The following is a 26,422-nucleotide window of genomic DNA, read 5'->3' on the forward strand; positions in this document are numbered from 1 at the left end:
CCGGAGGTGGCGCGCGATGACCGAGCGGACGGCCGTGCTGGCGTTCGATTTGGGCGCCGGCAGCGGGCGCGCTTTGATCGGGGAACTCGCAGCAGCGGAAGGCGGAGAGCCGAAGCTGCAGGTGACGGAGCTCCACCGGTTTCCGAACCACGCGATCCAGGTCGGGCGGCATTTGCACTGGGATATCCTTCGGCTTCTGCACGAAATCAAGAAATCGATCCGCATCGCCTTCAAGGAAGGGTATGCGCCGCAGACGTTCGGCATCGATTCGTGGGGCGTCGACTTCGGGTTGATCGACGCAAACGGCGAGCTGTTGGGCAATCCGTACCATTACCGCGACCCGCAGACCGAAGGGCTGATCGAAGAGGTCAATGCGCTGATCGGCAAGGAGGAGCTGTTCCGGCAAAGCGGGCTGCAGTTCATGCCGTTCAACACGTTGTACCAGCTGTACGCGATGAAGAAAGCCGCGTCTCCGAAGCTGGAGGTCGCCCGCACGCTGCTGCTGACGCCGGATTTGCTCGCGTACTTGCTGACGGGCGTCCAATCGTGCGAATTCACGATGGCCACGACGACGCAGCTGTTCCATCCCGAGCGGCGCGCTTGGAACGCCGAGCTGATGGAGCGGCTCGGCATTCCGGCCGGGCTTTTTCTCGACCCGGCGGAGCCGGGGAGCGTCATCGGCCCGCTCGCGCCGGAAGTGCGCGAGGAGCTCGGAGTGCCCGCGATAACCGCGGTCTCCGTCGGCACGCACGATACGGAGTCGGCGATCGCCGCGGTCCCGGCGGGCGATGAGCCGTTCGCGTACCTCGTCTGCGGCACATGGTCGCTTCTCGGGACCGAGATGGCGGAACCTTTGTTGACATTGGACGCGATGGAGATGGAGTTCTCCAACGAAGGCGGCGTCGGCGGGACGTATCAGCTGCTCAAGAACATCATGGGATTGTGGCTGCTTCAGGAATGCAAGCGGGAATGGGACGAGAAGGGCAGCGGCGAAATCGGTTATCCCGAACTGGTGGCGGCGGCGGAAGCCGCAGAGCCGTTCCGCAGCCTCGTGAACCCGGACGATCCTCGCTTCTACGGGCCGGGCGGCATGCCGGACAAAATCAGATCCTATTGCGAGGAGACCGGGCAGCCGGCGCCGCGCAACGAAGGGGAGTTCGTCCGCTGCGTCCTGGAAAGCCTCGCCCTGCGATACCGCGAGGCGCTGGAACAGGCGGAGACGTTGACCGGCCGCGAGTACGGCGGGCTGCACATGGTGGGCGGCGGCATCCAGAACCGGCTGCTGTGCCGGTTTACCGCCGACGCCTTGGGCCGGCCGGTATGGGCTGGCCCCGTCGAGGCGAGCGCGATCGGCAACATGCTGATGCAGCTCGTCGCGCTCGGCCGCTGCACCGGCTTGCCGGAAGCGCGCCGCCTCGTTGCGTCGTCGTTCCCGGTCGAGCAATACGCGCCGGCGGCCGACGTCTCCGCTTGGGAAGCGGCATATGTGCGGTTCCGGAAGCAGAAGCCGTCGGCGGGGGCGTAAGCTGGCGGGCTCGAGAGCCTCGGGCGGAGTTAAGCCTGCCCGGCGAGCATAACATGCGAGCACGCTGCCGAGGTGGCGGTGATAAGCTCGCCCGACGAGCTTAACGTACATGCACGCTGCCACGGTGGCTGAGATAAGCTCGCCCGACGAGCTTAACGTACATGCACGCTGCCGCATAGGCGGAGATAAGCTCGCCTGGAGAGCATAACGAGCGTGCACGCTTTCGCGATGGTGGAGATAAGCTCGCCTGGCGAGCATAACATGCGAGCACGCTGCCGCGGAGGAGAAGATAAGCTCGCCAGACGAGCTTAACGTACATGCACGCTGCCGCGGGGGCGGAGATAAGCTCGCCTGGCGAGCATAACGAGCGTGCACGCTTCTGCGGAGGCTGAGATAAGCTCGCCAGACGAGCTTAACGTACATGCACGCTGCCGCGGGGGCGGAGATAAGCTCGCCAGACGAGCTTAACGTACATGCACGCTGCCGCGGGGGCGGAGATAAGCTCGCCTGGCGAGCATAACGAGCGTGCACGCTTCTGCGGAGGCGGAGATAAGCTCGCCTGGCGAGCATAACGAGCGTGCACGCTGCCCTGTGGCGGAGATAAGCTCGCCTGGCGAGCATAATGAGCGTGCAGGCTGCTGCGGAGGCGGAGATAAGCTCGCCAGACGAGCTAACGTATCTGCACGCTGCCGCGGAGGAGGAGATAAGCTCGCCCGGCGAGCATAACATGCGAGCACGCTGCCGAGGTGGCGGTGATAAGCTCGCCCGACGAGCTTAACGTACATGCACGCTGCCGCATAGGCGGAGATAAGCTCGCCTGGCGAGCATAACGAGCGTGCACGCTGCCCTGTGGCGGAGAAGAACCAGAGGCTTAAACGGGTTTTGATAAATCGATGATGGAACCATCATAGAGAGGTGGAAACAGATGCTGATCGGCATTCCGAAAATCCTGTCGCCGGAGCTGCTCAAAGTCTTGATGGAAATGGGTCATGGTGACGAAATCGTACTGGCGGACGGTAATTTTCCCGCGGCCAGCCATGCTCGGCGGCTGATCCGTTGCGACGGCCTCGGCATCCCGGAGCTGCTGGACGCGGTACTGAAGCTGTTCCCGCTGGATCCGTACGTGCCGAAGCCGGCTGCGCTCATGCAAGTCGTTCCCGGCGATCCGGTGAAAACCCCGATCTGGGAAACGTACGCGGACGTGATCCGGCAGCGAGCCGGACTGGCCGAGCCGTTCGAACAAGTGGAACGTTTCGCCTTCTACGAGAGAGCCAAACAAGCGTATGCGGTCGTCGCGACGGGGGAGAGCGCCTTGTACGCGAACCTGATCCTGAAGAAAGGCGTCGTTACGGACGCCTGAAGATCGCCTCGAAAGTCCCGGCCAACCCGGCGCGCGTTCTACCGCGCCGACCGCTGCCGGGACTTTTTTGTTGAGGAAACTTTCCCCCGGGCACCGTCCCGACCCCCGTTTCCCATAATGGTGAAAACATCATCGTCAAGCGGCAATCTCTTAATTCCGCCTAAACACCGAGATGCGGCGGAGTTAAGGAACAAAATACCTTAATTCCTACAAAACACAGAGAGAGCGGCGGAGTAAAGGTACAAAATGCCTTAACTCCGCCAAAACACCGAGAGAGCGGCGGAGTAAAGGTACAAAATGCCTTAACTCCGCCAAAACACCGAGAGAGCGGCGGAGTAAAGGTACAAAATACCTTAACTCCGCCAAATCACCGAGAGAGCGGCGGAGTTAAGGAACAAAATGCCCTAACTCCGCCTAAACACCGAGAGAGCGGCAGAGTTAAGGAACAAAATGCCCTAACTCCGCCAAAACATCGAGAGAGCGGCAGAGTTAAGGAACAAAATACCTTAACTCCGCCAAAACACCGAGAGAGCGGCGGAGTAAAGGTACAAAATGCCTTAACTCCGCCTAAACACCGAGAGTGCGGCAGAGTTAAGGAACAAAATACCTTAACTCCGCCAAAACCCCGAGTGAGCGGCGGAGTTAAGGAACAAAATGCCCTAACTCCGCCAAGACACCGAGAGAGCGGCAGAGTTAAGGAACAAAATGCCTTAACTCCGCCAAAACACCGAGAAAGCGGCGGAGTAAAGGTACAAAATGCCTTAATTCCACCGCAAAGACGGCAGAGGGCTGAGTTTATCATGATAAGGATCATATCCCGGGCCATCGCCCGAGTTATCTCAGTCCGTGCATATGCTTGAACTGTTCCGGCGTCCGGCCTTCCAGCTTCTTGAACACGGCGCCGAAATAGCTCGGGTTGTCCATGCCGACGCGCGCGGCAACGTCGCGGATCGGAAGATCGGGATGGCGGAACATCAGCTCCTTGCTCCGTTTGATCCGCTCGAGGTTGACGTATGCCATCGGCCGCATGCCGAGCGTTTTACGGAACAGCGTACACAGATGCTGCGGGCTCGTTCCGATCGCGCCGGCCAATTCCGCGATGCCGATCGGCCGGTGAAGCCGCTCCTCGATCAACCGGAGCACCGGGTCCAATCGCGACCGGTGCACGCCGGTTTTCACCGGCTGCCCGTGCACGATGGTCTGCAAGTCCAGGAGAAAAGCGTACAAGATTTTCGAAAACTCGATCGCAGAAGTAGGAGGCGCCGATCGCGCCGCTGCCAGCAAATTCCTTAAATGAGAAAGCGCGAGCTCCGGTTCCGCGGTGCCGTACACGCCCGTTTCCGCGATGCCCGCCTGCCCGAGCAGCTGCCCCGCTAATCCGCCGTCGAAGGAGACCCAGTAGATTTCCCAGGGAGATTTGATCGGAGCGTAACGATGGGGGATGCGGGGATAGAGGCATACCCCTTGTCCGGCTTTGGCGGTCACCCGCCGCTCCCCGCAAATCAGTTCACCTTCCCCGGACACGATTTGCAGCCATTGATAGTGCGGGAAGCCGTCCGGCCTCCGCATGGCGTCTTGATGATCCCAATGCCCTACAGTGGTCAAATGGACCGGGAGCCTGGCGTCGAGCTCGCTCACCACCGGAAACAGGGCGATGTCCGTCATCCGCGACTTCCTTTCAAATTTTGATATCCTGGCGAAAATACTAGTATTGGATTGCACACGATCGGCCATTATAATTTGAATATAGTTATATTATGCATAGGGAGTGTCCCCATTGTCCAAAACAAAATTCGTCTACGTTCCGCCGGTGAACGGATATCCGGAATGGAACAACAATCCCGACATCTTCGCCTTGAATCGAATGGACGCGCACGCCGCCTTCCTTCCGTACGATACGCTCGAAGAAGCGCTCAAAGGCAATCGGGATACTTCCGCTTACAAAGTCTCCCTGAACGGCAGCTGGAAATTCGCTTGGGCGAAAAACCCGGACTCGCGTATCGCGAACTTTTACGAAAGGGACTACGATTGTTCCGGCTGGGCCGAAATCCCGGTGCCTTCCCATTGGCAGCTGAAGGGATACGACTACCCCCAATACACGAACGTCCGCTACCCTTGGATCGAGCACGACGACATCCGCCCTCCGTTCGCGCCGACGAACTACAATCCGGTCGGCTCCTACGTCCGGTCGTTCACCGTTCCGGAGTCATGGGCGGGCAAACCCGTTTTCATCAGCTTCCAAGGCGTGGAGTCGGCGTTCTATGTCTGGCTGAACGGCGAGCTCGTCGGCTATTGCGAAGATACGTTCACGCCCGCGGAATTCGACCTGACCCCCTACCTGAGCGAAGGGGAGAACAAGCTGGCGGTCGAGGTGTACCGCTGGTGCGACGGCAGCTGGCTGGAGGATCAGGACTTCTGGCGGCTGAGCGGCATATTCCGCGAGGTGTACCTGTTCACCGCGCCTGACGTGCATCTCTATGATTTTCAGGCGAATACGGACTTGGACGCCGATTTCCGAGACGCGGAAGTCCGGGTATCCGCCAAGCTGGTGAATTACTACGAACGCGATGCCGGAACGGTGACGCTGGAAGCGCAGCTCTACGATCCTGCGGGCAATCCCGTGCTTCCGAACCCGCTGCGGATGGAATCCGCCCTCGGTTCCGGTGAATCAGGCACCGTCCAAGGCGCCGCGACTGTCGGCAATCCGAAGAAATGGAGCGCCGAACATCCGAATTTGTATACGCTGGTCCTAAGACTCGCGGACGCCGCAGGGCAGACGATTCAGTACGCGAGCTGCAGGATCGGTTTCCGCAAATTCGAGATCGTGGACGGTTTGATGAAAATCAACGGCCAGCGCATCGTGTTCAAAGGCGTCAACCGGCACGAGTTTTCCTGCGACGAAGGACGGGTGCCGCAATTCGAAGACATGCTGCGCGACGTCCGCCTCATGAAGTCGCACAACATCAACGCGGTCAGGACTTCCCATTACCCCAACGATTCCAGATGGTACGATCTGTGCGACGAGTACGGCTTGTACGTGATCGACGAAACGAATCTCGAGACCCACGGCAGCTGGCAGTACGGGCAAGTCGAGGAAGGGGACACCGTGCCGGGAAGCAAGCCGGAATGGAGCGAGAACGTCCTCGACCGTTGCAAGTCCATGCTGGAGCGGGACAAGAACCACCCGTCCATCCTCATCTGGTCGCTCGGCAACGAAGCATGGGGCGGCAGCAATTTCGTCAAGATGCACGACTACCTGAGGGAACGCGATCCTTCCCGGCCCGTGCATTACGAAGGCGTGATGCACTGTCGGCCGTTCGATTCGGCTTCCGATATGGAGAGCCAAATGTATTCCCCGCCGAGAGCGCTCGAGGAATACGCGCGGCGGCCGGGAGACAAGAAGCCTTTCATTCTCTGCGAATACAGCCATGCGATGGGCAACTCGTGCGGTGGACTCGAGAAATACACGGAGCTGTTCGAGCAATATCCGGTCCTGCAAGGCGGATTTATTTGGGATTGGGTCGACCAGGCCATCCGCGTGACGGAAGCGGACGGTTCCAGCCATTTGGCTTACGGAGGCGATTTCGGGGAATCTCCGCACGACGGCAACTTCTGCGGCAATGGTCTGATCTTCGCGGACCGGTCCGTTTCCCCGAAGCTGTACGAGGTGAAAAAATGCTATCAGAACGTTCGCATCACTTCGGACGATTTGTCCAAAGGGACGTTCGCCGTCAAGAACGGCAACCTTTTTACGGATTTGAGCGAATTCGCTTTCCGCTGGACGCTTTCCCGCGGCGGGGTTCCGGTGGATGAAGGACGGATCCCGGTTCAAGGGGCACCAGGGGAAACCGTCATCGTGGATCTGCTGCATGCGTACCCGAGCAACGCCGCTTACGGCGACGAGCATGTTTTGACGCTGAGCATGCACTTGCAGGAAGGCACGAAATGGGCGGAAGCCGGCCACGAGCTGGCATGGGAGCAGTTCGTGCTGCCCGCGTCCGGGCAAACGCCGGTGGCGGCGCCCGCTTCGGCCGTTTATCCGGCGCTGCGGGTCAGGGAGGAAGGAACGAGCGTTCATCTCGAAGGCGAAGGGTTCACGGTCCGGTTCGATCTGGACAGCGGAAACCTCTCGTCCTACCGGATCGGCGACGTGGAGCTGCTGCGGCAAGCTCCCGCTCCTAATTTCTGGCGCGCCTATACCGACAACGACCGCGGCAACGGCCACCCGCAAAGGACGGCCGTTTGGAGGGAAGCCGGCCCGAACCGCAAGCTGCTCGGCCTGGAATGGGTATCGGGAACCGACCGTGTGCAGGTTAACGTCCGCTACGGGCTTCCGACGGCGCCGGAATCGACGTTGGACCTGCGGTACGAAGTTGCCGGCAACGGAGAGATCGCGGTGTCGGGCAGTTTGCATCCGGGCCAAGGCAATCCGGAAATTCCGGAGATCGGCCTCCTGTTCGCCATGGAGCCGTCGTTCGACCGCATCGTCTGGTATGGCCGCGGGCCGCACGAGAACCATTGGGACCGGAAAACCGGCGCGAAGCTGGGCCTGCATGAAGGGCTCGTTTCCGAACAAGTCGTTCCTTACCTTCGTCCGCAGGAGTGCGGAAACAAAACCGACGTGCGTTACGCGACGGTTACCGACGCGGCCGGAAAGGGATTCCGGATCGAGGGGCTGCCGGCGTTCGAGTTGAACGTGATGCCGTACACGCCTGACGAAATGGAGCAGTACGACCATTACCATCTGCTGCCGAAAGCGGAGAAAACGGTCGTGAGGATCAATCATCTGCAAATGGGCGTCGGCGGGGACGACAGCTGGGGCGCTCGGACGCATCCGGACTATACGCTGTTCTCGAACCGCTCTTACGACTTCCGCTTCAAAATCAAAGGCATATAAACCACAACCGCCGAAGGCCGGGAGCCGCTCTCCCGATCCTTGCGGCGGTTTTTGCTTTACGGCTGTCCGGTTCACTGGACTCCAAAATCCACGGAAAAACAGTGGCACAAACCAGCTTCTGCGAGTTTTTTGGGTCGGTGTAAAGTTAATTAAAGATATTCGTTGCCTATATCCCGCACTTTACCGATGATATGATGATCACATATCAGGCGCGGAACTGATTAGAGCACGATTTGAACATGGAAAAGGAGATGAAGAATTGGGTAAGGACAATATCATTAAATCCATGCTTTCTGAAAAGGTAAACATGACACCGAATGGATTCGTTGCGGATCAATTAAGCCCCGAACAGTTTGCCGGTTGCTACGAATTGTTTTTTGACAAGATTTTTGAAATTAGTTCATCCGACATAGCGGAAGTAGAAGGTTATGGCGAGTTTAATGATGAATGTAAAACAGAATATGGATCTTGCGAGGAGTTTCTGGTCGGTACCTTTACGGAAGATAAAGAGGGGTACTGGTATAATTGGAGGGAAATGTTCGAAACAACGGTTTTAGAGCGTGAATTCTTCGAAAACTACTTCAAGGAAATGGCGGACAGAATCCGTTATTGTGAAGGAAAACGTTATTTGGTTTACAATAACGCGTTTTTCGTCAATATCATCACAGATGGCCAGACAATGGTCGGTTTTCCTGACTGGAGCAGATCCGGCATTGGCGATTTGCTTTTGGATTTTGCCATCATGGACTTAAATAAGCCTTACCTAAAAATTCCGGAATTGTTGTTTGAGTACTGCAAGAAAAGAGCCATCATCATCCCGGATTTTAAGGAAAGATTCTTATGCATGGCTTATTATAAAGGGATCGACACCTTGCGCTGGCATGCATCGATTGACGACGTGGAGTCCTGCATATCCATCAAGAAATCCATCAGCGAATTGAAAGATCGAATTTATGCCTTATAGATGGTGACGGTATGAAATATGAAAATGCCGGCGATGTACTCCCGGGGGGACTATTGAAAGAAATCCAGAAATACGCGGCAGGAAAACTTCTTTATATACCCTCCGGGGAGGAAAAGAAGGCTTGGGGCGAAACGTCCGGTTACCGACATCAACTGCAGAGGCGCAACCTCATGATTCGCAATAAGTATGCCCATGGGATGACGGTTTCGGAACTTGCGGACGAATACTTTCTATCCTTGGATTCAATCAAGAAGATCATCTATTCGAAGAAAAACGACAGCCGTTTAACCTATGTTCCGACTTTAGAATCGGCTGTGCAATATGCGAATGTCGGGAAGATCGAAGAATGGATTCAATGCTATCTCCTGCTTACTCGAAAATCCGCTCCCCGTTTACAACATTTCATGAAAGAAGATCATTTATATTTTGGTGTCGTTAAGTTTCCATTGCGTCTCATTCAGCGTGATGGAATCGAGAACAGGAACAACCATGCGGATGAAAAAGATAACCATGCAGCCGCCCACCCGCCGCTTATCGTTCAGTATGAGGAAGGCATATTTCATTGCATCGTTCAGCAAGAATTATTGGCCTCATTAAAAAAACGCAAAGTAAACGCTTATCCCACCATAATCGTTATGAAAGAAAATGCCGATTATAAAAGATTTATGAAATACTATGGAACCGTACTCTATTATGTTGATAAAGTATGATATGAACGAAAGGGACACGTTCGTTCAATCTTTCCAAGAAAGGGCCATCCGAAATGGATGGCCTTAAAACTTGCAGGTGCTATGGAGAAGGAATTGACAGGCGAACCTCCCCGTCTTCGCGGCGATTGCCGAACCCACGTCGGGTTTTTACAATCATGATCGGGTCGCCTACAGTCTGTCACTTCCTAGCTTTTGCATTCAGGTTGGCAACAGCATTGGGTCGCATCGTTTCGGCTTGTCGAATCAGGTATGCCAATTCATTAATGGAGTTGCACCCCCCGCTCAAATCAGCAGAGACAGCCATTCCTCCCGGTCGACAGGGCCGAAATAGACCTTCAGGTCCAGGTCGGCCAGCGCCTCGCGGACGGCATCCCGATCATACCGCACGCCGATCAGACGCTGCGTCACTTCGCCGACTTCGCCTGTTCCGAAGAAGTCCCCGTATACGGCGGCTTCGCGGATGATGCCGGCCTCGACGTTTAATCGGACGTCATACGTGCCCGCCCCTTCGATCCGTTTCACCTGCTTCACGTTAAACGCCGGGGAGCGTCCGTAGTTCCACTCCCAGCTGCGGTACCGCTCGTCGGCCAGCTTCCGGACGGCTTCCCAATCCGCTTCCCCCATCTCGTATCGGTGGATATCGGTGCCGCCGAAGATCGACTCCAGCAAGAAACGCTTGAAAGCCTCCATTTCCATCGGTTCGGGCAGAAACTCCGAAATGTTGGCGACCCGACTGCGCACCGATTTGGTTGCTTTCGACTGGAACTTCGACGGATTCGCGTTCAAGGCGGCCACGATGGCATCGATTTCGGAATCGAACAGCAGCGTGCCGTGGCTGAACATGCGTCCCTTCGAAGCGAATTGGGCGTTGCCGGAAATTTTGCGTTCCCCGACTTGGAGGTCGTTGCGGCCGGTCAATTCCGCCTGCACGCCCAGCTTCCGCAAGGCCGCCACGACCGGTTCCGTGAATTTGCGGAAATTATGGAACGACTGGCCGTCGTCCCGGGTGATGAAGCTGAAATTCAGATTGCCCAAATCGTGGTACACCGCGCCGCCGCCCGACAGACGGCGGACGACATGGAGGCCCCGCTCGCGAACGTACGGTTCGTTCACTTCCTCCGCGGTGTTCTGGTTTTTGCCGATGATGATGGACGGTTCGTTGATGTAGAACAGCAAGTAGTCCTCGTCTGCGGGCAGCTTGCGGAGGGCATATTCCTCCAAGGCCAGGTTAAGGGCCGGATCGTGGATGTTGCCGTTGTCCAGAAAAAGCATAGGGTTCGCCGCCTTTATGTTAGGATGGAAAAGCGAGGTGACCCAGCAACGATGATGATACAACTCCGTCAAGGTACCATACATTGCGATATTTTCGGAGAAGGAAGGCCGCTGCTTGTTCTGCACGCCATGGGGCACGGATGATTTCCTCGACATGCTGCCGGACGCTGCCGAACGAACGGTTCGCCATCGTCGGAATGTCTTATGGAGGATTGCCGGCACAAGGAATTATACACCATCTGCACCTCCAGATCGACGGAATTTGCTTGATCGCGCCGGCCGGCGCAGCCATCGTGATTCTTGGCGGCACCGGTCATATGATCCCGATCGAGGGCAAAATCATGCTGGAAAGCCTGGTGACGGATTGGCTGGAGAGAGTGTCTTACCCGGACTAGAAAGGCCATTCCTTGCTGCGGTATTCGATCCCCAGTTCCCGAAACCACTCGTTTAATCCCGTCCACAGCTTTTCGCAAAGGCGATAAACGCGGTTTTTGTCGGTTAAATCCCCGGCCATGACGGATGCGGCCAGCTCCGTGAAACCGGCGGGCTTCAAGGGCATGCCCGTCGCTTCTTCCAGCGTCCGGGCCCGGGTGGAGAAATACCGCCGGTTCGCCAGCCCGACCAATTTCGCTGTCTGCCAGGCAAGGTCCGTCGCGCCGGTCGGAAGGTAATTCCAGTTGCCGGAACAATGGCTATTTCGGATTTTCGCCATCGTTTCATACGGTTCCCAAATCATGAATTGCCTCATGGTCTCTCTTACGGTTTCGTCCGGAATCGACGAAGGGACTTTTTTGATTTCATCGAACAGGGAGTCCGGATCGTGAATCGGAAGGATATCGACGTACGACCCTGCCCGAATAGGCCAACCGTCGTCGCACCCCGCCGCTTTGTTCCGGAATTCCGTTTCCGTTACGGCGCTGATCTCGAGTTTAAACGGCAACCAAATAAACTCATGTCCCTGAAGAGAGTATCCGTCTCTCGTGACGACATGGATTTCGATGTCCGAATAAGGACCATCCGATCCGCGGCCTAGGGAACCGTATATCCCGACGGCCAGGATGCCGTCTCCGTGCAGAGCCAGCAGCTTGTCTTTCGCGCGGTAAACGAAATGCAGTTTTTCTTCCCTCGTCGTAGAACAGGGGTAAGGCATCATGTCCATGCGGCGCGCCTCCCGTTTTGTTATTACTCCATTATATCGCCTTGACTTTTGCCGTGGGTGGAGTACGCTTGGAAGGGAATCCGGAAAACATCGACATCAAGCGGAACGGGAGCGAGAATACGCATGATTACACGCAAAGTAACCCCTTCGGAAAGCGGCAAACGGCTGCATCGGTTTCTCCGGACGTTGATGCCGAACATTCCGCTCGGGCAACTATACAAAATGATCGACCAAGGCAAGGTACGGGTCAACGGCAAGCGGAAAAACCAGAATTATGAGCTCGGAGCGGGCGATGAAATCGTCCTTCATGTCGAAGAGGCTTACTATAAAGAAGCGAGCGCCGGGGCGGCGCAGAAGAAGCCGAAGTTCGTCGGCGTCAGCTCGGACGTCGACGTGGTGTTCGAGGACGCGGAGCTGCTGGTCGCGAACAAGCCGGCGGGCATGCTGACCCACCCGGACCAAGCACAGCAAAGGGACACGCTCATAGGCCGGGTTCACGCGTATTTGTACCGCAAGGGCGAGCTGGACAGCGCGCTGTTCCTGCCGGCCACGGCCAACCGGCTGGACCGCAACACGAGCGGGCTCGTGCTGATCGGCAAAACGGCTGGCATGCTGCACCAGCTGAACCAGTGGATCCAGAAAAGGGAAATGGAGAAGTACTACGTCACCCTGGTGGAAGGCCGATTGAGCGGGGAAGGCGCGATAGAGGGCTCGCTTGTCCGGGACGAGAAGAGCAACCGGACGCTGGTCGTCGGTTCCCGCGGCGGCGAAGCCCAGGCAGAAACCCGTCCCGGCGAGAAGGAAGCGACGACGCGCTACAAAGTGCTGCAAACCGGCAAAACCTACTCTCTCGTCGAGGTGGAGCTGATCAGCGGCCGCACGCACCAGATCCGCACCCATTTCCAAAGCATCGGCCATCCTCTGCTCGGCGACATCAAATACGGAGGGCACGCGCTCGGAACGATCAATCACCAGCTGCTGCATGCCTGGCGGATGGTGCTGCCGGACGGGCGCGAGTTCCGCGCGCCTTGGCCGCCCCTGCTCCGAAGCGCGGTTTCCCGCGTCGGTCTCTCCTTAACCGGAAGTTCATACTGAGTTCATATTGCGGGCGTAGTCTGGTTCGAGTCTAAGGTGTTGAGGCCCCCGCAAAGCGATCGGAAAAAATGGCGAAGCAGTACGTCTCTTTGCGGGGAGTTACGAGAGGGAGTGGTTCGAGCAATGTTCCGATTGTTCCGTTATTTGAAGCCTTACCGCTGGACGGTCGCCGCGGTGCTGGTGCTCGTGCTGCTGCAGTCGCTGGCGGAGCTGTACTTGCCGACGCTGATGGCCGACATCGTCGACTATGGCGTAGTGAAGAAGGATATCCCGTACATCTGGAAAATCGGAGGCTTCATGCTGCTCGTGACGCTCGGCGGGGCTCTTGTCGCAGTGACGGCCAGCTATCTCTCGTCTAAAGCGTCTGCCGGTTTCGGCCGGATCGTACGCGCGAAGGTGTTCTCGCACGTCGAGCGGTTTTCGTTGCAGGAGTTCGACAGGCTCAGCACCTCGTCGTTGATCACGCGGACGACCAATGATATCAACCAGGTGCAGCAGGTGCTCATGATGATGTTGCGGCTCATGGTCATGGCCCCGATGATGTGCATCGGCGGCATCATCATGGCCGTATCCAAAGATCCGACGCTTTCGCTCGTTCTCATCGCCATTCTGCCGATCCTGGGAGGCGCCATCTTTTTGATCGCCGGCAGAGGCATCCCCTACTTCAAAGTGATGCAGAAAAAGCTCGACCGGCTCAATCTGGTGCTTCGCGAAGCGCTGACGGGCATCCGCGTCATCCGCTCGTTCAACCGCATCGAGCACGAGAAGCGGCGCTTCGACGAGGCCAACCTCGACTTGACGAACACCGCCGTGAAGGTTAACCAGATCATGGCGTTCATGTGGCCGGTGATGATGCTGATCATCAACTTCTCGTCCATCGCCATCATTTGGTTCGGCGGCATGCGCATCGAAGGCGGGCATATCCAGGTCGGGGATCTGATGGCTTTTATTCAGTACGCGATGCAGATTATGTTCTCGCTCATGATGCTCTCGATGATGTTCGTGATGGTGCCCCGCGCTTCGGCTTCCGCGGTCAGGATCAACGAAGTGCTCAGCACGGCGCCGGCGATCGAAGATCAAGGCGGCCGGACCGCCGCCAAGCAGGACGTCAGGGGGCTCGTCGAGTTCGACAACGTGACGTTCAGCTACCCCGGCGCGGAGAAACCCGCACTCACGGGCATTACCTTCACGGCCCGTCCGGGCGAAGTGACCGCCATCATCGGCGGCACCGGCTCGGGCAAATCGACGCTGCTGAGCCTCATTCCCCGCTTCTACGACGCGGATGAAGGGAGCGTTCGGGTCGGCGGCGCGGATGTCCGGGACCAGGACCAGGAGTACCTGCGGTCCAGGCTCGGGCTTGTCCCGCAGAAAGCGGTGCTGTTTACCGGGACGATCGCCGACAATATCCGATTCGGCAAGGAAGACGCGACGGACGAAGAAGTGCGGATGGCGGCCGAGATCGCGCAAGCGACCGAATTCGTTTCCGGCATGCCGGACGGCTTCGCGTCCGTCATCGCGCAGGGGGGCACGAACGTCTCCGGCGGGCAGAAGCAGCGTCTTTCCATCGCCCGCGCCATCGTGCGAAGACCCGACATTTACCTGTTCGACGACAGCTTCTCCGCGCTCGACTTCAAGACGGACGCCAAGCTCCGCGCCGCACTCCGGCAGGTTACGGCTGACGCGACCGTGCTGATCGTCGCCCAGAGGGTATCCACGGTCATCGATGCGGACCGGATTCTCGTGCTCGATGAAGGCACCATCGTCGGCAGCGGAACGCACCGCGAGCTGCTCGCCGAGAACGCCGTCTATCGCGAAATCGTGGAATCCCAGCTGACGGAGGAGGAGATCGCATGAGCGAGGAACGCAAACCGATGCCGGGGAGCCCCGGAGGATCGGGCGGTCCCGGCGGTCCCGGCGGTCCTGGACGCGGTCCCATGCCGTTCGGCGGCCCCGGCATGATGATGGCGATGCCCGGACAGAAACCCAAAGACTTCAAAGGCTCGTTCCGCAGGCTTGCCGGCTACCTGAGTCCGCATCGTTGGAAGCTGGTTGCGGTCTTGTTGACCGCGGTGGGGAGCACCGTATTCAGCATTCGCAGTCCCGAAATCATGGGCGAGGCCACGACCAAACTTTTTGAAGGATTCATGAGCGGCAACATCGATTACGCGGGGCTATGGCAAATCGTGCTGCTTTTGGCCGGACTGTACTTCCTCAGTTCCGCCTTCATGTACGTCATGTCCTACCTGATGGCCGGCGTCGCGCAGAAGACGGTGTACCGGCTCCGCCGCGAAGTGAACGACAAGCTGAACCGGCTGCCGCTCAAATATTACGACACGCGTACGCACGGCGAAATCATGAGCCGCGTCGTCAACGACGTCGACAACATCAGCAATACGCTGCAGCAAAGCTTGACTCAGCTGATCACTTCCGTCGTAACCATCGTCGGCGTCGTCGTCATGATGCTGACGATCAGCCCGCTGCTCACGCTCATTTTGTTGCTTACGCTGCCCCTCAGTTTCTTCGTCGTCAAAGGCATCGCCAAACGCTCCCAGCTCTTTTTCAAGGGACAGCAGAAGGAACTCGGCGAGCTGAACGGACACGTCGAGGAGATGTACACCGGCCACAAAATCGTCAAGGCGTTCGGCCGCGAACGGCAATCGATCGCCAAGTTCGAAGAAATCAACGGCCGGCTGTTCGAATCCGGCTGGCGGGCGCAATTCGTCTCCGGCATCATCATGCCGCTCATGAACGTCATCAGCAACATCGGCTACGTGCTCATTTGCGTCGTCGGGGGCATTCTGGTCACCCGGAGCGCCATCCAGATCGGAGACATTCTGGCATTCATCCAATATGCTCGCCAGTTCTCGATGCCGCTTACGCAAACGGCGAATATCGCGAACGTCATCCAATCCACCATCGCCTCCGCCGAGCGCGTATTCGAGCTGCTCGACGAATCGGAAGAGGTGCCGGAAGCGGCCCGGGACGCCGTCCGGCTCGCGAAGCCGCGCGGGGACGTGGAGCTTCGCGGCGTTACGTTCGGGTACAAGGCGGACGATCCCGTGATCGAGAACATGAACATCGGCGTCAAGCAAGGACAGACGGTCGCCATCGTGGGACCGACGGGCGCGGGCAAGACCACGCTCGTCAACCTTCTCATGCGCTTCTACGAGGTGAACGGCGGCCGGATTACCGTGGACGGCGTGGACATCACCCGGATGAAACGCGGGCATTTGCGCAGCCTCTACGGCATGGTGCTGCAGGATACGTGGCTGTTCGGCGGCACGATCCGCGACAACATCGCTTACGGCCGCGAAGGCGCGACAGACGAGGAAGTCGTCGAAGCGGCCAAAGCCGCTTACGCCGACCACTTCATCCGGACGCTGCCCGAAGGCTACGATACCGTATTGAATGAAGAAGCTTCGAACATTTCGCAGGGCCAGAAGCAGCTGCTCACGATCGCGCGAGCCATCCTGGCCGATCCGGCGATCCTCATCCTCGACGAAGCGACCAGCAGCGTGGATACGCGCACGGAGGTCCAAATCCAGAAGGCGATGAGCCGGCTCATGAAAGGACGGACCAGCTTCGTCATCGCGCACCGGCTGTCCACGATCCGGGACGCCGACCTCATTCTGGTCATGAACAAAGGAACGGTCATCGAGCAGGGAACCCATTCGGAGCTGATGGAGCGGGGCGGATTTTACGCCGATCTGTACAACAGCCAGTTTGCCGAACAAAGCCCGCAGGTGCATGCCGTGTAAGCCGGCTTTCGTCATTCGCACGGCAAGTCTTGGGGGTTCGGAACTTCGCTCGACAGGTTGTGCGACCCAGCTATCGGCACTGACGCGAATTGCTCTTCAGGATGCGTGACCCAGCTGTAGGCACTGACGCGAATTGCTCTTCAGGATGCGTGACCCAGCTGTCGGCACTCACGCGACTTCCTCTTCAAGCGCTGCGGCGCATGATGGTTGACAACCCGACCCGTGATTAGCCGGCCCGTTTTCTCCCTTCGCGGAGCGAAACGGGCTTTCTTTGACGTTCGGCAGGGGAAACGGGGGATTTTGTCGAAAAGCTAACGGTGGAAAATGTGGAGGGAGGGTTATCGTCTGGCTTACGTTCTGGTCGCGTTATGGACGGTCGCCGTTCTGCTGCTGGTTTCCGATCGGCGATCCCCGGCGTCCCGCCGGCTTGCGGCCGTCTGTTTCTTCGGAGGAGCGGGAGCGCTTGCCTCTTTGCTGGACAGCGATATCATCCCCAAGCTGACGAACGGGTCTTGGGCTTCTTGGCCGGACGAAATGGAGCGGGTCTTGTATGCTTTGCAGGCCGTGTCTTCCGTTTCATCCTACTACGGCGTTCCCTATGGTTTCGTGTTATTCGCGCTGGCCTATCGCCCGGTGAGCCTGACAACCGGACTGCGTAAGGCGATGCCCTGGCTGCTGCTGCTGCCCATTGCCGGCTGCTTGCTGTTTACGCCGTTTTATACGGAAACGTATCCTGTCACTTTCCGGATCGTCGTCTGGTGGGCGGTGCCGTATTTGCTCGGGGGCACGGTCCTCGTTTTGACGAAACGCCCTCCATACAGAGGCTTCGACCGGATACACGCGATCGTATGTCTGGCCGTGCTTCCGCCGGTTCTCTTTTTTATGGTGTTGAACTATATTCTGCCCAGCCTCGGCTATCTTCGCATGTACGTTTACAATACCTGGATCGTTGTTTTGGGATTCGGCATTTTTCTGATCGGTTTGTTTTCGTATGGGTTTATGGGCGTCCGTCTGGCCATCGAGCGGAAAAGGATCGATTCCACCTTGAGAGCCGTGACGTCGGGAACGGCGATCCTGAACCATGCGATCAAGAACGACGTGGGCAAAATGCGGCTGTTCGGGGATAAAATCAAGGCATACGCGGAAGCGACGAATCAGATGGAACTCCTCGAGGATATCCGGACGGTGCTCGCCGCTTCGGAGCACATTCGGGAAATGATCTCCCGCGTGCACCATCGGACGGAAGATTTGTCCATCCGGCTGTCGGCTGCGGACCTTGGCGCCCTCGTCCGGGAAACCGTTCGGACGGTCGGCCCGAAGCTGCATGGGATCGCCGTCCGGGAGTCGGTCACGGAGGGCTGGCACTGCTTCATCGATGCGGCGCAAGTCGGGGAAGCGCTCCAAAACGTAGTGGTCAACGCGTTGGAGGCGATGGAGAACGGGGGAGAGCTTGGCGTCCGGCTATTCGAGACGAAAAGGGAATGGCGCGTGGAAATCTCGGACAACGGGCGGGGCATGGACAAAGAGCAGGCCGCACGGGCTTTGGAGCCGTTCCACACGACGAAGGCCCAGACGGGACTCAACTTCGGCTTGGGACTTCCATACGCTTATCATGTGATGCGCAAGCACGGGGGACAGCTTCTGCTGAGAAGCTCTCCCGGGATCGGAACGACCGTTTGCCTGGCGTTTCCGAAACGCGCGGTCCGGGCGGAACGCCGGGAAACTGCCGAAAAGGCGGAGAGGGGGAATATCGGTGGCTGATATTCGCGTTTGGATCGTAGAGGATGATCCGGACTGGCTGCGGGGGTTGTCCGGTTATTTGGACAGCCAGCCGGACTTGGCGGTGACGTTCCGTGCGGAGCGGCCCGACGCGGTTCGGGAGGCGCTTGCGGAAGGAGGCGCGGATGCCGACGTCGTGCTGATGGACATCATGCTGCAAGGCGTTCCAGCCGGCATCGAGCTCGCGGAGGAAGTGTCCGTCGCGACCGGCGCCAGGGTCATCATGCTTACGTCGATGGAGGAGAAGGAATTCATTTTCCGTTCCTTCCAGGCCGGCGCGATCGACTACCAGATCAAATCGGAGTACGAGTCTTTGCCGGGCGCGATCCGTGCGGCTTCTGCCAGACGGGCGCCGATCAGCCCGGAAGCGGCGGAGCGCATGCGGGAAGAGTTCCGCAGGCTGAAGAAGCTGGAGCGGGAATTCGAGGTCCGCAAAATGCGCGATCTGATTACGCCGTCCGAGCTGCAGCTGCTGGAGCTCGTGGACCGCGGCTATTCGCAGTCCCAGATCGCCGAGCGTCTCGTCGTGTCGATCCGGACGGTGAAGAATCATATCAACCACGTGCTGAAGAAGCTTGGTCTTACCGGCTCCAAGGAAGCGGCCCGCATAGCCCGGGATATGGGCCTGTTCGAACGGGAGGACGGCAAAGGCCAGGGCTGAAAGGGGGGGGTCTTATGTCATTTACTTGCCCCTCACAGGCGTAGGAAACCGACGAACAGTCCGCACAATCGCAACAATCCGCACAATCGCAACAATCCGCACAATCGCGACAATCCGCACAATCGCAACAATCCACAAATTGCGCAAGCCAAGAGGCGCGGAGAGCGCGAAACGTCCTGCGACATTCTCCATCCGCTTCGAAACAGGTGAGTACCATGCCAAGATGGTACTATTTTTTTCGCGCCATTTTTCTAGAATGAGGGTGTGAGGACCGGAATCACGCTAATGATAGGGAGTAGAGGGGGGAATTCGGGTGGCATTCGAACCGTTGTCGTCCGCCCATTGGGCAGCGATGGCCTTCACGGCTTTGGTCGCCGGCACCATCATCGCATTCCGCACACGGCTAAGAAAAGCGGCCGCGGACCGAACTGCGCGCTTGGGGCTTGCGTCCGTATTGATCGCCAGCGAAGTTTCACTCTATGTCTGGTACGGGTTCACCGGCAATTGGGGACTCCACGCGCTGCCGTTCCAGCTTTGCACGATGACGTTATGGCTTTCCGTCGCCGCTCTCCTGAGCGGAAACCCGAGGCTTTCCGAACCTGTTTTCTTTCTGGGCGTGCTCGGCGCCCTGCAGGCCGTGGTCACCCCGAACTTGGAGGAGACGTTTCCGAACTTCCGCTATTTTCATTTTTTCGTCGCGCATGCCGCCATTATAGGAGCCGGTACTTATATCACCGCGGTAGCCGGGTACCGTCCCTCTTCGATTTCGGCATGGCGGGCATGGGGATGGCTGAACCTGCTGGCGGTGCCGGCTGGGATCGCCAATGCCGTCACGGGCGAGAACTTCATGTTTCTGGCCCGGAAGCCGGATACGGCATCGATGCTGGATTTGCTGGCCCCGTGGCCGTGGTACGTCCTTCAGCTCGAAGTGATCGCGCTAGCGCTCTGTTTGTTGCTCGCCGGCGTCGTCCGCCTGTCGGACAAAGGGTACGGGAAGTAAATCTCTCCCTCAACCGGACTTTAGCTGGTGCAACAAGTCATATCCGTATTCCAAATCGGATTCCATCAACGATGCATACAAATCCACGGCTTCCTTCAACATCCTCCTATCCCTCGTGAAGAAATATTTCAAGACCGTCGCCCTTGCCCGGTGCAGATTCCGTTCCAACTCCCGGTAACGATCCACGATTTGAGGAGCCGGCAGCATATGCTGCCCGGCCATATAGTTCAGCCTTCTAAGCATCATGTCCTTATGTTCCCAGAGGATGTGGATTCTACGGACGTCGAAATAAGCGTCGGGATCTTCCATGAGCTCGCGGATATTGCGGATCGCGAGTTGGTAAACGGCCTTGCAGCCATAAGCATGAGGTGTATAATCGTACAAGTTGAAGCCCGCTCTCGGCATGTCGCCCGACAAATAATCCTCCATCGACTCGACGAACAAACCTGGTTGAAAGGAAAGCGAAACGGAGCCGCTCTTAACGCCGTCGTAGCGAATCAGCTGCACGGCTCCCTTGGCTTGGGGGGCTCCGTAGAAGGTCCGTTCTTCCCGCTCCGTTACCTTGGCGTAGCCTTCCGCCGCTTCCTCGAACGAGCACGTTTTCCGTTGGTAACGGCCGAAATCGAAATTGTCCGCGATATACAATTGTTTCGCGTGGTCGTCGTAGCCGTAGACGAAAAGTTCATGGCAATGGTCTCCGCCGTGGATATACGCGGGGACGCATCTGGTTTTGACCAGGAAGGAAACATAGAACCCGCCATCGATCGCATCCCGCACGAAAGAAACGATATCGTCTCCCCATTTGAGCCGGATGAACGTTTTATCGAGTCTTTGGTAATCGAGAAGAGGACAGTCCCGAAAGTCGAAATCCAAGTAATCGACCCAATCTTTCTGCCAGCATACGATCTGCACGAACCGGTTGAGCAGCCACGGCATCGTTTCCGGACGATTCTCCAGCACGGACAAAGCGTTCGCATGGGCGGCGTACAAGGAAATCATAGGAGAGGCGACGGGCAGCACGGATTTCTTGCTCGTTGCAGTCACGGGATATCTCCCCCTTCCGTGGTAGACATGGTAAAATAAGTATAAACTCCAACGGAAACGAAAACAATCAATAGATTCCTAGAAAGGCGGAATGCGCGTTGCAACGGTGATCCATAACGCAGAGGAGGGAAGCGGATGGAAGACGTCGTCTTGTTGCCGCTGAGTCGGCCGATCATCGCGTCATGGGCGAATCATGCCCACATTTTTTCGATCATTGAGAGAAATCCGGAGAGCAGCAATTGGATCTATTCGAACTACATTCAGCTTGAGCTCGTCGAGTCGCTGCATGGCGGCCCCCCGCTTCTCAATTACTCCTTCCCGAAGACCCCGGAAGAATCCTGCCGTCTGCTCGAGGTGTCGCGATCGACGAGGGAAAGCGTGGCGGCCGCGGGAGGAGCCGTCGCCTTTCTCAAGGAGAGCGCCAGAAACGGATGCTACGCCTACCTTTTCCTTAACGCCTACCATCTGCCTCATTACCCCTTCTACCACATCAAGCATTTGCCCCACGATCCGCTGGTTCGCGGGTACGACGAACGCAAACGACTGTTTTTCCTCTCTGATTTTCATCTCGCGGATGGAGGAATCCTTCAATACGGCACGTTTGCCGTTCCGTTCAAGCAGTTGGAGCTCGCCTATGAAGATATGGCTCCCGCAGAAGACAAGCTGGACGGTATCGAGTTGTTCGGGTATCGTGCGGAGGCCGTCTGCCCGTTTGAACGGGACCAGGTCAAACTCTATTTGTCGGACTACTTGAATGCCTCGTTCACCCAGGACAAGGAAGAGACATGGCTCGCCACGCAAGTTTCGGCATACGGTGTTGCCGTATATGATTATGTGCTCGAACACTTGTCACGGGTGCTGGAGAAGAGGGAAGAGCCGGATTTTCGTCTGATCCATGTGCTTCACGATCATAAATTTCTGATGCTTCGGAGACTGGAGCATATGAAGAACTTGGGTTATGTCCGCGAAGAAGCGGCGCAAGCCTATGAACCGATTCTGAAACAATGCGCCATGATCCGCAACTTGGCGCTGAAGTTCGGAGTATCCGGGAACCTGAAGTTTCTGTCGGAAGCGAACGTCGTTCTCCGTGCGATCCCCGGCGAAGAGAAACGAATCCTGGAGTCGTTGCTGGCACGTCTATGAGCGAATATTATTGCATTTACCCGAATTTTTACAAAATCGGTTATTGACCGGAAAACACGACGGTTGTAATCTAAGGGTGGAACAGGAATTTCATAAAATGAATAAAAATGTTATATTTTGTCGAAGAACCTGGACAGCGGTTGATGAACTGAAACCTGATACCTTGGGAGATGATCCTTGCATGATGTCTCACTCCTTGGAAGAACGGTTGTCCAATCGCCATGCTTCGGCATTTTGGAACAAGACGTTGGCCGACTGGGGCCGGGAACCTCCCTTGCAGCCCGACGGGTTCGGAGAGACCGTCCGGAATCGCAAGCTCGATTTTCGGATTCCGCCGGATGTCGTCAAGCGCATGGAGCGTTACGACCGGCAGCGGCACGATTTGCGGATGGTGTTTTGTTTTGCGGCCTGGGCCGCCGTTCTCGCGGCTTTTTCACGGGCGGAGGGCAAAGTCGCGGTAACGCTCCCGTCCCTGCCGGGCGATTCGGGTGGACAAGCCTTACCGGTCTTCATCGGGAAGCCTTCCGAAGGGAGCAGCTTTAAGGAATGGCTCGGCGAGTGGCTCGTTGCCCTCCGGGAAACCTATAAATATTCGGAATATTGGCACGATTATCCCGATCGATCAATGCCGCAGGAAGCTTTGGAATGTTTCTCTTTCTCATATGAACCCGTACACGGGAGGGAGTTCGCGGATTCGTTCGAGAAGTCGGACGGCAGGAAAGTGCTGTTGCATATCGGAAACGGTTTTGCGGATGATGGCATATGCTGCCTTCATTACGATGAGGGCTTGTACAGCGCCGAATTGATGAAGTCCGCGGCGGAAGGCTTCACGACCCTGTTGGAGCGGGCGGCTATCCGGCCCGAAGGTTCCATGTCGGACTGGGAATTGAGAACCGGCACCGAGGCCGCCAGGCAGAACCGGTGGAACGATACGTTCGCGCCTTATGACCGCGAACGAACGATACACGACGGATTCGAACGGGTTGCCGCCCGGCATCCGGATCGGACGGCCGTCGTCTGCGGCAGGGAGCGATGGACGTACCGGGAGCTAAGCGAGAGGTCGAACGCGCTGGCCCGCCGGCTGCGCCAAGCCGGGGTCGCCCGCGGCGATCGCGTCGCCGTTATGCTCGATCGATCCGCGGAGTGGGCTGCGGCCTTCATCGCCGTGCTCAAGGTTGGAGCCGTCTACGTCCCGCTGGACCCGTCTTACCCGGTGCAGCGGATCGAATACATGCTGTCCGACAGCCGTGCCTCCGCCCTGATCGTCTCGGGAGAACCGGAAACGGCCCGTCATTTCCCCGGCACCTTGGTGAACCTCGCGCACGGACCGTCGCCGCTGCCGGAGGAAGGCGATTCGGCGGCAACGCGGGCGGCGGTGTCATCGGACGATTTGGCATATATCCTCTATACTTCGGGATCGACGGGAGAGCCCAAGGGCGTCATGATCGAGCACCGCGGAGTCGGCAACTTGCAAGGCTATTTCGAAGCGGAGCTCGGAATCGGAGCAGGGGACCGCATCCTCCAATTCGCCAGCGCATCATTCGATGCTTCGATTTGGGAGTTGTCCATGGCGCTGCTGACCGGGGCTCAGCTTCACATCGCGGTCCCCGACGTCATCGGCGATCTGAGGCGGTTCGAGTCGTGGATGGAGGAGCAAGGGGTAACGGTCGCGACGCTCCCGCCTACGTACGCCATTCATTTGGATCCGGCAACCATGCCTTCGCTCCGGCTGGTCGTGACCGCGGGCTCCGAATCCAACCGGGAGCTGCTCTCGAAGTGGCGCAGCAGGGTAACTTACGTGAACGCATACGGCCCGACCGAGACGACCGTTTGCGCGACGGCCTGGAACGGCAGTGCCGAGCCGCTGCCGGAATCGGCCCTTGTTCCGATCGGCACGCCTATGCCCAATACGAAGGTGCTGATCGTGAACGAGTTTCTGCAGCCGCTTCCGGCTTGCGTGGCAGGGGAACTCGTGGTGTCGGGAGACGGCTTGGCGCGAGGGTACTGGAACAAACCGGAGCTTACGGACCAGAAATTCGTGCGCCTTCCCGCAGACGGAACGAGGGTATACCGGACCGGGGATTTGGCCAAGTGGACGCCGGACGGACGGATCGTCTTCCTGGGACGGCTTGACCGCCAAGTGAAAATCCGGGGCTACCGGATCGAGACGGAAGAGGTGCGGCAAGCGCTGATGGAGCAGCCGGGCGTCAGGGAAGCGGTGGTCACGGTACAAACGGACGCCGGGGGCGAGCCCGCGCTCGTTGCCTTCTATACGGCCCGGCCGGACAACTGTCCCCATGCCGACGCGTTGACGGAAGGTCTCTCGAGCCGGTTGCCCCCGTTCATGATCCCGGCTTATTGGACGGAGCTTCAGGATATCCCTCTCACGCCCAACGGGAAGCCGGATCTGAAGGCGCTTCCATCCGTTGCCGGGCTCCGCGATGTACAACAAACGCCTGGGGAACGGGAACCGAGCGGCGACACCGAGGTCCGTTTGGCCGCCATTTGGGCTTCTCTGCTCGGGACGGAAGGCATCCGGAAGGACGACGATTTCTTCAAGCTCGGCGGGCATTCCTTAAGGGCCGCGAAGATGGCCTCGATCATCTATGATTCGTTCGGCGTTAATCTGCCGCTGGAGCAAATGTTTCGGCATTCGTCGCTTGCGGGGATGGCCCGGCGCATCGAAGCGCTTCGTGCGGAATCCGCCGTTTTGGCGATTGGGCCCGCCCCCGTCCGGTCCGGGTACCGTCTTTCTCCTGCTCAGACCAGGGTATTTACCGTGGAAAGCTCCCGGCCCGGCAGTACGCTGTACGTGTTGCCGTTCGCCTTCTGGATGGAGCCTGCGCCGGACTTCGCCCGGCTGGAAGACGCTTTCGTCCGGCTCATCGAGCGCCACGAGCCCCTGCGTACCTCGTTCGGTTGGGACGGTCGCGAACCCGTGCAAATCGTCCATCCTTCCGTTCCGTTCCGGATGGAAAGGATCCGGGATATCCCGGAGCGGCTCCCGGATTTGACCGATCGGCTCGTGGAACCGTTCGAATTGGACAAGCCGCCGCTGCTTCGGGCCGCGCTGGTCGAATATACCGACGGCCGCAGCTTGCTCCTGATTCATCTTCACCATATCATAGCGGACGGAATATCGCTCGGCATCTTGATGAACGATTTGACCGCTTTTCTGTCCGGCCGCGAACTTCCTCCGCTCACCGTGCAGTACAAAGATTATTGCGAATGGAGGCATAACCGGGAACCGTCCGGGGACGACGAGCATTTCTGGCTCGCCAGGTTCGAGGATTATGCGTCCTCCCCCGACTTGCCGACCGACTATCCTCGGGTCCCGGACCGCAGGTATGAAGGGGGAACCTTGCCGCTTCAATGGGACGGAGCGATGGCGGAAGCCGTCCGGAAGCTGGCGAACCGGTGCGGGACTACCGTGCATGTGACGATGCTGGCGGCTTATTTCGTGCTTCTCTCCAAACTGACCGGATCCGAAGACATTGTCGTAGGTTCGCTCCATGCGGGCAGGAACCACCCGGATGCGGCAAGCATGGTCGGCATGTTCGTGCATACCCTGGCTCACCGCAACACGGTAACGGGGGACCTTACGTTCGAAACGTTCGCCCGCGTGGTAAAGGAGAGGGTCACCGAAGAGTATGAACACGCGGATTATCCCTTCGAGCGGCTCGTACGCAAGCTGAAGCTGCAAGGAGGCGCACGGAATCCGCTGTTCGACACGATGTTCGTGCTGCAGAATCTCGATTCGCCGGAAATCCGGTACGAACAAGCGGTGTGGACGCCGCATGTCCTGGAGGAAAAGTGGTCGAGGTTCGACCTCGTGTTCCAGGCCTGGGAGAACAAGGACGGCATGCTGCTGTGGGTGACTTATTCCAGCTCCCTGTTCCGCAGAACCACGGTCGAAAAGCTGGCGGAAGACTACCGGACTCTGCTCGCCAGGTTGGCGGATCAGCCGGATGTCGATCTGGGCGCCATCTACCTCACAACGAAATATCAGCCCGTAAGCGCTTCCCGGCACCGACTGGATTTCCGTTTCTGATCGC

The 26,422-nt window shown here is 58.1% G+C and carries 18 protein-coding genes; 14 read left to right on the forward strand and 4 right to left on the reverse strand.

The annotated features are described in order from the left end of the window. Nucleotides 1–16: 16 nt before the first annotated feature. Nucleotides 17–1,525, forward strand: a complete 1,509-nt coding sequence (locus GE107_RS05095; protein WP_219638433.1) for a rhamnulokinase — start codon at nucleotides 17–19, stop codon at nucleotides 1,523–1,525. A 925-nt stretch (nucleotides 1,526–2,450) separates the two neighbouring features. Next, entirely contained in the window at nucleotides 2,451–2,885 is a 435-nt protein-coding gene (locus GE107_RS05100; protein ID WP_219638435.1) for an RbsD/FucU family protein, read from the forward strand. An 834-nt stretch (nucleotides 2,886–3,719) separates the two neighbouring features. Here the strand turns inward: GE107_RS05100 and GE107_RS05105 are convergent. Continuing rightward, nucleotides 3,720–4,550: a helix-turn-helix transcriptional regulator gene (locus tag GE107_RS05105; RefSeq protein WP_219638437.1), complete on the reverse strand. Its 831-nt coding sequence runs from the start codon at nucleotides 4,548–4,550 to the stop codon at nucleotides 3,720–3,722. Between the two features lie 112 nt (nucleotides 4,551–4,662). Between GE107_RS05105 and lacZ the strand changes: the two genes are divergently transcribed. The 3 genes from lacZ (at nucleotide 4,663) to GE107_RS27020 (ending at nucleotide 9,456) form a co-directional block, all read left to right on the forward strand. Continuing rightward, nucleotides 4,663–7,782 (forward strand): beta-galactosidase, LacZ type, encoded by a 3,120-nt coding sequence (gene lacZ, locus GE107_RS05110; protein ID WP_255570197.1) that lies wholly within the window; start codon nucleotides 4,663–4,665, stop codon nucleotides 7,780–7,782. Between the two features lie 259 nt (nucleotides 7,783–8,041). Further along, on the forward strand, nucleotides 8,042–8,746 hold the full coding sequence (locus GE107_RS05115) for a hypothetical protein (RefSeq protein WP_255570198.1): 705 nt from the start codon (nucleotides 8,042–8,044) through the stop codon (nucleotides 8,744–8,746). Nucleotides 8,747–8,757: 11 nt separating this feature from the next. After that, on the forward strand, nucleotides 8,758–9,456 hold the full coding sequence (locus GE107_RS27020) for a CD3324 family protein (protein ID WP_370636254.1): 699 nt from the start codon (nucleotides 8,758–8,760) through the stop codon (nucleotides 9,454–9,456). Nucleotides 9,457–9,738: 282 nt separating this feature from the next. On the opposite strand, the gene lplA is transcribed toward GE107_RS27020, so the two are convergent. Next, on the reverse strand, nucleotides 9,739–10,728 hold the full coding sequence (lplA, locus tag GE107_RS05125) for a lipoate--protein ligase (RefSeq protein ID WP_219638438.1): 990 nt from the start codon (nucleotides 10,726–10,728) through the stop codon (nucleotides 9,739–9,741). 140 nt (nucleotides 10,729–10,868) lie between these two features. On the opposite strand from lplA, the gene GE107_RS05130 reads away from it, so the two are divergent. Next, a complete protein-coding gene (locus GE107_RS05130; protein WP_219638440.1) occupies nucleotides 10,869–11,123 on the forward strand; it encodes an alpha/beta fold hydrolase in 255 nt (84 codons plus the stop codon). On the opposite strand, the gene GE107_RS05135 is transcribed toward GE107_RS05130, so the two are convergent. Then, nucleotides 11,120–11,887: a kanamycin nucleotidyltransferase C-terminal domain-containing protein gene (locus GE107_RS05135; protein WP_255570199.1), complete on the reverse strand. Its 768-nt coding sequence runs from the start codon at nucleotides 11,885–11,887 to the stop codon at nucleotides 11,120–11,122. The genes GE107_RS05130 and GE107_RS05135 overlap by 4 nt on opposite strands. A gap of 123 nt (nucleotides 11,888–12,010) precedes the next feature. On the opposite strand from GE107_RS05135, the gene GE107_RS05140 reads away from it, so the two are divergent. From GE107_RS05140 to GE107_RS05165, 6 genes are all read left to right on the forward strand, one after another. Further along, a complete protein-coding gene (locus tag GE107_RS05140) occupies nucleotides 12,011–12,982 on the forward strand; it encodes an RluA family pseudouridine synthase (protein WP_219638442.1) in 972 nt (323 codons plus the stop codon). Between the two features lie 123 nt (nucleotides 12,983–13,105). After that, entirely contained in the window at nucleotides 13,106–14,836 is a 1,731-nt protein-coding gene (locus GE107_RS05145) for an ABC transporter ATP-binding protein (protein WP_219638443.1), read from the forward strand. Then, nucleotides 14,833–16,740 carry an ABC transporter ATP-binding protein gene (locus GE107_RS05150; RefSeq protein WP_219638445.1) on the forward strand — a complete coding sequence of 636 codons (1,908 nt, stop codon included), beginning with the start codon at nucleotides 14,833–14,835 and terminating at the stop codon, nucleotides 16,738–16,740. Before GE107_RS05145 ends, GE107_RS05150 begins: the two co-directional genes overlap by 4 nt. A 324-nt stretch (nucleotides 16,741–17,064) precedes the next feature. Beyond that, entirely contained in the window at nucleotides 17,065–18,501 is a 1,437-nt protein-coding gene (locus GE107_RS05155) for a sensor histidine kinase (RefSeq protein ID WP_219638447.1), read from the forward strand. Then, nucleotides 18,494–19,180, forward strand: coding sequence for a response regulator (locus tag GE107_RS05160; protein WP_219638449.1), 687 nt, complete (start codon nucleotides 18,494–18,496; stop codon nucleotides 19,178–19,180). The genes GE107_RS05155 and GE107_RS05160 overlap by 8 nt, the downstream gene beginning before the upstream one ends. Before the next feature lie 313 nt (nucleotides 19,181–19,493). Next, nucleotides 19,494–20,180, forward strand: coding sequence for a YwaF family protein (locus tag GE107_RS05165; RefSeq protein WP_219638451.1), 687 nt, complete (start codon nucleotides 19,494–19,496; stop codon nucleotides 20,178–20,180). 9 nt (nucleotides 20,181–20,189) lie between these two features. Here the strand turns inward: GE107_RS05165 and GE107_RS05170 are convergent, their stop codons facing one another. Continuing rightward, on the reverse strand, nucleotides 20,190–21,224 hold the full coding sequence (locus GE107_RS05170) for a hypothetical protein (protein WP_219638452.1): 1,035 nt from the start codon (nucleotides 21,222–21,224) through the stop codon (nucleotides 20,190–20,192). Nucleotides 21,225–21,359: 135 nt separating this feature from the next. Between GE107_RS05170 and GE107_RS05175 the strand changes: the two genes are divergently transcribed. Both GE107_RS05175 and GE107_RS05180 read left to right on the forward strand, forming a co-directional pair. Next, nucleotides 21,360–22,367: a BtrH N-terminal domain-containing protein gene (locus GE107_RS05175; protein ID WP_219638454.1), complete on the forward strand. Its 1,008-nt coding sequence runs from the start codon at nucleotides 21,360–21,362 to the stop codon at nucleotides 22,365–22,367. A 181-nt stretch (nucleotides 22,368–22,548) separates the two neighbouring features. Beyond that, entirely contained in the window at nucleotides 22,549–26,418 is a 3,870-nt protein-coding gene (locus GE107_RS05180; RefSeq protein WP_219638455.1) for a non-ribosomal peptide synthetase, read from the forward strand. Nucleotides 26,419–26,422: the final 4 nt, after the last annotated feature.

Origin of the sequence: Cohnella sp. CFH 77786 (assembly GCF_019400745.1) — a bacterium.
GTDB lineage: Bacteria > Bacillota > Bacilli > Paenibacillales > Paenibacillaceae > Cohnella.